Origin of the sequence: Pseudonocardia acidicola, from assembly GCF_012911935.1 — a bacterium.
GTDB classification, from domain to species: domain Bacteria; phylum Actinomycetota; class Actinomycetes; order Mycobacteriales; family Pseudonocardiaceae; genus Pseudonocardia; species Pseudonocardia acidicola.
This window is the reverse complement of the sequence record NZ_JAAXLA010000140.1, coordinates 1-6,714: the sequence shown is the minus strand read 5'-3', so window position 1 is coordinate 6,714 and position 6,714 is coordinate 1. Positions and strand designations below refer to the sequence as shown.

Genomic DNA, 6,714 nt, shown 5'->3' with positions numbered 1-6,714 from the left:
AGGACCCCACGCCCTCCAGGGCCTGACCGCCTCAGCGGCTCGGCGACATGCAGGAGGGCTCGGCGACATGCAGGCGGCTGTCGCCGAGCTCCCTGCCCCAGACATACCCACCTACCAGCGGGACGGTGAACAGGTGAACGACATCGCCATCGAGGGCGGCCTGGTCTGGGCCGCCCCAGGCACACACCACGTGAACGGCCTCGTCGTCATCCAGAACGGGATCATCACGTACGCCGGGCCCGCCGACGACGCCGCGGTGCCCGCCGGGACACGCCGTATCGACGCGACCGGCTGCACCGTCCTACCCGGTCTGATCGACGTGCACGTGCACCTGACGACCAACTCCGACCACGACAACGTGGTGGCGAGCAGCACCTTCCGCGGGCAAGTGACCAAGCCGGCGAAGCTGCTGCACGGGCTGCGCAACGCCCATCGCGCCCTCGCAGCCGGCTTCACCACCTTGCGGGTGATGGGACACCGCGACGTCGGAGAGATCGAGCTGCGCGACTTCGTCGAGCAGGGCCTGACCATCGGCCCGCGGCTGCTGGTCTCCCCGTGGTGGATCACCATGACCAACGGCCACGGCGACCTGTTCTACCCGCCCTACACCCCCCGCCGCCGCTGGGACACCGCCGACGGCGTCGACGAGTGCCGCAAGCTTGTCCGGCTGCAAGCTCGCGAGGGCGCCGACTTCATCAAAGTCATGGCCAGCGGCGGGATGTCACCCGGTGAGCAGCCCCACTGGCCGAACTACACCGTCGCCGAGCTCACCGCGATCGTCGACGAGGCACACGACCTCGACCTACGGGTCGCCGCACACGCACTGTCGATCGACGGGATCCGCCGCAGCCTCGCTGCCGGGGTCGACAGCATCGAGCACGGCTCCTACCTGGATGAGCCCACCGCCAAGGAGATGGCCGAGCGCGGCACCTACCTGGTGCCGACCATGGCCTTCAACGACTGGTGCCAACGCGAAGGGACACGTCGCGGACTCACCCCCGAGGGCGTCGATGACCTGCGCGACGCCCATGACCGCACACTCGAGGCCTTCGCCATCGCCCGCCAGGCCGGAGTCCGGATCGCCATGGGCACCGACTCCTCCGGCACGCTGTGCCCCTTCGGTGCGCACGCCCGGGAGCTGGAGCTCTACGTCGAGCACGGCATGACACCGGAGGAAGCACTGACCACGGCCACGGCCACCGCGGCCGAGCTGCTCCAGCGCGAACACCAGATCGGCAAGCTCGCGGCCGGCTTCGCCGGGGACGTCGTGGTCGTCACCGGCGACGTACTGTCCGATATCCGGCTGCTCGGTGACCAGAGCAACATCGCGCACGTCCTCACCGCCGGTGTCGACCGCAGCGACTATCTCGCCGCTGCGTCGTCGGTCCTCAGTTGACCGCGGCGCCAGGTCGAGCGGGCCACCACAGGGAAGCAGGAATGCATGAGTTGGGTTCGTGTTCGGGGCTTCGACTGCTTCGTGGCGGAGTTCGGCAGCGGTGACCGCTCTATCGTGTTGATTCACGGGTGGTGCAGCGACTCGACCGACTGGGTCGACCAGATTTCTGCTTTCGCCGGCGACGCGCGTGTCGTGACACTCGACCTGCGGGGGCACGGGCATTCCGAACGGACCGCGAGCGGGTACGGGAGCGTGGAGCTCGCCGAGGACGTGATCGCCGTCCTCGACCATCTGGGCCTGAGCGACAGCCATCTGGTCGGGCACTCCCTGGGCGGCATCATCGCCAACCTGATCGCTGTGCGCCGCCCCGACCTGGCCCGCTCGGTCCTACTGATCGACCCGGCGTACGGACAGCCCGAGGAGTGGGAGGGCCAGGTTCGCGCGATCATCGGCGACCCGGCTTCCGCCGACAGCGCAGAACGCGCCGCGGTGGCAGCCGACCTCGAGCCGGAGGTACACAACAGCGTCACCGCCGCCCGCCGGATCCGACGCCGGCTACAGGCGCTCGCGCTCGGCCCCGAGGTCGTCTGGCCCACCTTTGCCGGCATGTGGTGCGGCACGGACGCGCCGGGGCTTCGCCCGCAGACCGAACGCGCGGTCCGCGAGCGCCGCCGGCCGGCACTGTGCATCTACGCCTACGAGCCGACCTACACCTGGGAGTCGCACCTCGTCGACAAACTCGGTCTCGATACCCGAGTCGAACTCTGGACAGGCGTCACCCACTTCCTGCACCAAGACGACCCGGAGCGGTTCAACAAAGTCGCATCAGCCTGGTTCGACGCGAATCGCCTGTAACCCGACAAGTACTCCGTCAGCACTTCTGGCCACAGAAAGGAAGCGGCAGAATGCCCTACATCGAGGTGAAGGTTTTCGAGGATCGCTTCGAGGACCCGTCATTCTCGCAGCGGATGGTCGAGGCAGTCACACAGGCCATGATCTCCGTGCTCGGCGAGGAGGTCGGCGCGGAGTCGACCGTCATCGTCGAAGGCGTCCCGCGCAACCGCTGGGGCCACGGCGGCAAGCTGATGGGCTGACCCCACAGGCGGCGCGCACTGCTCCCTGATGCGCGCCGCTCACATCTCTCTCGCGTGACTGTGACAACCCGAGCCGAAAGTAGATCAATGGCCTCGAAACTGAGTATCGGTCCGCTGCCCGTTGACCAGGCGGAGTTGCGGCGGGCCTACAGCTGTTTCCCCAGCGGCGTGACAGCTGTCTGTGCACTGGACGACGAGGAGCCCGTCGGGATCGCGGCGAGCTCGTTCACCTCTGTCTCGATCACTCCACCGCTGGTGTCGGTCTGTGTGGCACACAGCTCGACGACGTGGCCGCGGTTGCGGCAGCTGCCCCGGCTGGGGGTGAGCGTGCTCGCCGACGGCCAGGAGGCGCTGTGCCGCTCACTCGCGGCGAAGGACCGCGACCGGTTCGCCGACGTGCCGTGGGAGCCCAGCGAAGACGGCGCCATCTTCGTCAGGGGCGCTGCAGCATGGCTCGACTGCTCGGTGCACTCCGAGCTGCCCGCGGGCGACCACGACATCGTGCTGCTGCAGATCCACCGTCTGACCGCAGATCCCAGCAACGAGCCGCTGGTCTTCCACAGCAGCCGGTTCCGTCGCCTCATCGCACTCGAATCCTGACCCGGCAGCCATGTCGCGAGCCGGGCAGTCCCAACCCCTCTCACCCGTGGGCCGCGTCTGGGGTGTCCGCTCGACGAGTCCGCCGCGACACGGCCGACCCGCCGCCCATGCTTGCGGCTGGTGGACCGTTCCCCCAACCCCCACAGCCGTCATGCAGCCCGACGATGACATCAGCCAGGGCCGTCGCAACCGCACGGTCCCCAGGCCAGACCCGCTTCGCCTCCCGAAGACCGGCGGAGCGTCCTACCGCGGACGTAACGAGGCAGTATGGTTCTCCCAGCGTCAACGAGGACCGGGCAGGTGGAAGGGAATTGTGGAGTGCGAGCGAGACCTCGTTCCGATGCCACCCGCCTCACCCTCCTCAACGCAGCCCTCGATGTTGCTGCCGAGTACGGGGTGAAGGGCGTCACCCACCGACGGGTCGCCAGCGCCGCCGGCCTGTCCCTCGGGCTGACCAGCTACCACTTCGCCAACCTCGACGATCTACTACTCGAGGCGTTCCGGCTCTTCGTCTCGCACACCTCGGCCCTGTACGAGCGTCAGTTCCACGAAGCCACCGACCTCGAGTCCATGATCGACGCGGCCCTCGCGGTCGTGAACGCGCTCAAGGACAGCGCCCGAGAACGCACCCTGCTCTACGAGCTCTACGCCCAGAGCGTCCGCGACCCCGCCTACCGAGAGCTCGTCATTTCCTGGGCAGCATCAGCACGCGCGGGCGTGGAACGTCTCTACAGCGCACGCACTGCCCGTTTCCTCGAGGCCGCCTGGGAAGGCGCCAACGCGCAGCTGATCCAAGGTCGCGACGATCAGTCCGAGGATGAACTACGCGACCTGTTCCGCCTGATCCTGCTTCAGGACTCGAACGAGCTCACAGGTGGCACAACCGCAGCCACCCGTCGCGGCTGAGAGCGCGTTTGCGAAGATCAACTGGCGAGTATGAAGGTGCGGCGTTGTTGGCGGGTAGTAGGCCCGCCGCGGGCGAGGCGTCGGGTGATGGTGTTGATCGTGGCCCATCGAATCATGGCTCGGAGACGGCGGGGTCGCGTTCGTAGTCCCCCAGCTCAGCGTGTGCCCGGAGGGACCCGATGACCACCGCCTGAGCCAGTGGCGCCGGCAGTCCTAGGACAGCGGCGGCGGCGATCGGGGCGGGCACCCCGGTGCCGACCAGCGCGACGACGGCGACCGGGCCGACCGCGGCCATGGTGGCCGAGGCGGTGAGCGGAATGGCGATCGCGACCATGATGACGCGTCGTGCTCGTCGGGCCGAGGTGGTCGCTGCCTGTAGGTCGGTCCGCACGGGACCCCGGCCCGCAGCGCCGCCAGGATCCCAACGGTCGTGTGCAAGTTGGTCAGGACGTCCACCAACGCGGCCCCGGCCTCCGAGGGCTCCCCAGGGGCCGGCGCCGGTCGTGCTCATCAGCCGCCGATCGCCTGCACCACCAGATCGTAGCCGGGCAGGTCGGCCCCGGCTCCCGCCCCGAACCCGGAGACCGTGCAGTACACGAGCCGCGGGTCAAGCAGCGCCACGTCCGCAGCGGCCAGTCCTCAGCGGTCCGGGCCGCTCCACCTCGACGACGTCCGCGCCGAGGTCGCCGAACACCATGGTGGCGCAGGCCGATGACGCGGCCGAGGTCGGCGACGAGCACGCCGTCGCGCGGCCCGAGGGATGCCTCGGGCATGGTCTGTCGACTCCGTCGTCGGACCGGGCGGCGCCTCGGGCGCGTGCGGCGCCACCCGATGTCTCACCCCGCGGCCGGGGAGGGCGGCGGCACCAGTACGGGTCCGCTGCCGAGGGCGGGGATCCGGTCACCGCCTACCCGGTCACCAGGCTGTGCATCTCGCTCGTGCCCTCGTCGGTCAGCACGGACTCCAGGCCGTTCGCGTGCCGCAGCGTCGTGTGCTCGACGGTGATCCGCTGCTGTCGAGGACCAGTCCCCGCCGTGTCGCCGGGTGGTGGTCCGCATCGACAGCGAGCCCTGCACGGAGACGACGCTGCGGAACCCGCTGTCCGCACCTCCGGCTCTGCGCAGCCCGGCCCGTAGGACACCGCATCGCGCCCGCGCAGTCGTAGCCCTGCAGGTGCATGCCCAGCACCCCGAGCGCCCCGAGCTCCCCGAGCTCCTTGGCGATCTCGTGCGGCGGGGCCTCACTCACCGAGTCGTCGGTCAAGACCCGGCGGACGGGGTCCGCCGGCAGCGGAGCGCAGGACACGACGTCACGTCACGACGGCACCAGGTCCCGGCCGAGCGCGTAGGCCGCGCGCAGGTCGAGGCCCTCGTAGACGACGGCGCACCGGTCGCGCAGCACATCGGTGGGGTTGATCCCGACGGTGCGGGCGAGCCGCTCGAACAGCAGCACGTCGGAGCGGGAGTCGCCGTAGGCCGTGCAGTCATCCTCGCTCAGCCCGAGGTCCGCGAGCAGGCCCAGGGTGATGTCGACCTTGTCCTGCAGGGTGAGCAGCGAATCCGTGGTCGGCGGGCGGCCTGGCACGACGTCCGAGCCGAACGTCCGGTGCGCACCCCACCCCTCCAGCCTGCGCACGAAGAAGTGCGGGGACTGGGAGATCACGGCGATGTGTTCGCCGCGGGCCCGGATGTCCGCGAAGACCTCCGGGATGCCTTCGATCCAGGCGGCGGCTGCGAAGGCGGCGTCGATCTCGGCATCGGAGGCGTCCATCCAGAGGGGCAGCACCGCCTCCCAGAACTGCAGGTCGGTCAGCTGTCCGGCGTTCCAGGCCCGTTCGACGGCGTCCGCGACCTCGAACGTGCCGAGGTGGCGCGACAGTTCCACGGTGGCGGCGCCGCGCAGCAGCGTGCCGTCCATGTCGAAGACGTGCAGGCGGGTCATGGTTCTCCTAGCGGGTGGCTCGGCGCGCCGCCGGGGAGGGGATGGGCGGGGCGCCGGAGGACTGCGTCAGGCCCAGACGGCCATCTCAGTCGAGACGGTCCGCATCGGACCGACATGGTCGATGTAGTCGGACTCCGGAACCTCACGCTGACAGTTCGCGATCAGCTCGGTGAAGTCTCACTTCCTGAGCAGCTTGCCGTCACGGAACACCGGCTGCAGCACGTGCTCCGGCTCGATGTAACTGGACACACACTCTGTGCCCTTCGGGTACAGCGGGTAATGGCAGTGCTTGTCGTTGTCCGTGTCGGTGATCAGGTCGTCGAGATACCCCTCTGTTCACCCGCGTGAGAGTCGTTCCTGGTCAGACGGCGCTTCACGGGATCGCACGAGTTCAGTCCTCCCGGCGCCGCTGGCGAGCACCGGTTCGTTTTCACTGCTCAGGCGGTGACCACCGGGGCGGCGTCGAGGACGCGGCGCCGCATCGTCGCGAACAGCGGTCCGCCAGCCTCGGCGGCGCTCAGCGCCGCGACCCACTCCGGGTCGGCCAGCATCGCGTTCCACTTCCGTTCGAGGTCGGCGAGGTCGTCGAACCGCAGGGTGTAGACGAGTTCGCCCCAGGAGTGCTCGCCGATCATGGTACGGCCGGCGCTGACCAGCTCCATGCCGTGTTTGGCCAGCATCGGCAGGGTGGCGGAAGTGAAGAGGTCGATCACCGCCCCGAGCCGCCCCGGGACGGCCACGTACTCGCGGACCTCGTAGATCACGCCCGCTCCTGTC

Annotated in this window: 8 protein-coding genes and 1 pseudogene; 5 read left to right on the top strand and 4 right to left on the bottom strand. The window is 69.3% G+C overall.

Annotated elements, in window-relative coordinates:
• Nucleotides 1-133: 133 nt before the first annotated feature.
• The 5 genes from HF526_RS34060 to HF526_RS34040 all read left to right on the top strand — a co-directional run bounded on the left by HF526_RS34060 (nt 134) and on the right by HF526_RS34040 (nt 3,996).
• A complete protein-coding gene (locus HF526_RS34060) occupies nt 134-1,396 on the top strand; it encodes an amidohydrolase family protein (protein ID WP_169385771.1) in 1,263 nt (420 codons plus the stop codon).
• A gap of 81 nt (nt 1,397-1,477) precedes the next feature.
• A complete protein-coding gene (locus HF526_RS34055; protein WP_169385770.1) occupies nt 1,478-2,251 on the top strand; it encodes an alpha/beta fold hydrolase in 774 nt (257 codons plus the stop codon).
• A gap of 50 nt (nt 2,252-2,301) precedes the next feature.
• Nucleotides 2,302-2,490 (top strand): tautomerase family protein, encoded by a 189-nt coding sequence (locus HF526_RS34050; protein WP_169385769.1) that lies wholly within the window; start codon nt 2,302-2,304, stop codon nt 2,488-2,490.
• An 87-nt stretch (nt 2,491-2,577) separates the two neighbouring features.
• On the top strand, nt 2,578-3,090 hold the full coding sequence (locus tag HF526_RS34045; RefSeq protein ID WP_169385768.1) for a flavin reductase family protein: 513 nt from the start codon (nt 2,578-2,580) through the stop codon (nt 3,088-3,090).
• Nucleotides 3,091-3,357: 267 nt separating this feature from the next.
• The gene (locus tag HF526_RS34040) at nt 3,358-3,996 is read left to right on the top strand and encodes a TetR/AcrR family transcriptional regulator (RefSeq protein WP_239029491.1); all 639 of its coding nucleotides are present in this window, start codon (nt 3,358-3,360) and stop codon (nt 3,994-3,996) included.
• 112 nt (nt 3,997-4,108) lie between these two features.
• Here the strand turns inward: HF526_RS34040 and HF526_RS34035 are convergent, their stop codons facing one another.
• From HF526_RS34035 to HF526_RS34015, 4 genes and pseudogenes are all read right to left on the bottom strand, one after another.
• Nucleotides 4,109-4,330, bottom strand: a complete 222-nt coding sequence (locus HF526_RS34035) for a hypothetical protein (protein WP_169385764.1) — start codon at nt 4,328-4,330, stop codon at nt 4,109-4,111.
• A gap of 68 nt (nt 4,331-4,398) precedes the next feature.
• A pseudogene (locus HF526_RS37615) lies at nt 4,399-4,635 on the bottom strand (CoA transferase); the annotation flags it as partial.
• Nucleotides 4,636-5,310: 675 nt separating this feature from the next.
• Complete coding sequence (locus HF526_RS34020) at nt 5,311-5,937, bottom strand: HAD family hydrolase (RefSeq protein ID WP_169385766.1); 627 nt, start codon at nt 5,935-5,937, stop codon at nt 5,311-5,313.
• A 437-nt stretch (nt 5,938-6,374) separates the two neighbouring features.
• A partial coding sequence (locus HF526_RS34015; RefSeq protein WP_211178210.1) for an NIPSNAP family protein occupies nt 6,375-6,714 on the bottom strand: 340 nt, incomplete at its 5' end.

What these genes read in the sequence shown, in the direction of transcription:
- HF526_RS34040 (WP_239029491.1), top strand. Translation starts at nt 3,358, where the DNA reads ATGGTTCTCCCAGCGTCAACGAGGACCGGGCAGGTGGAAGGGAATTGT.
- HF526_RS34035 (WP_169385764.1), bottom strand. Translation starts at nt 4,330, where the DNA reads ATGGTCGCGATCGCCATTCCGCTCACCGCCTCGGCCACCATGGCCGCG.
- HF526_RS34020 (WP_169385766.1), bottom strand. Translation starts at nt 5,937, where the DNA reads ATGACCCGCCTGCACGTCTTCGACATGGACGGCACGCTGCTGCGCGGC.
- HF526_RS34045 (WP_169385768.1), top strand. Translation starts at nt 2,578, where the DNA reads ATGGCCTCGAAACTGAGTATCGGTCCGCTGCCCGTTGACCAGGCGGAG.
- HF526_RS34050 (WP_169385769.1), top strand. Translation starts at nt 2,302, where the DNA reads ATGCCCTACATCGAGGTGAAGGTTTTCGAGGATCGCTTCGAGGACCCG.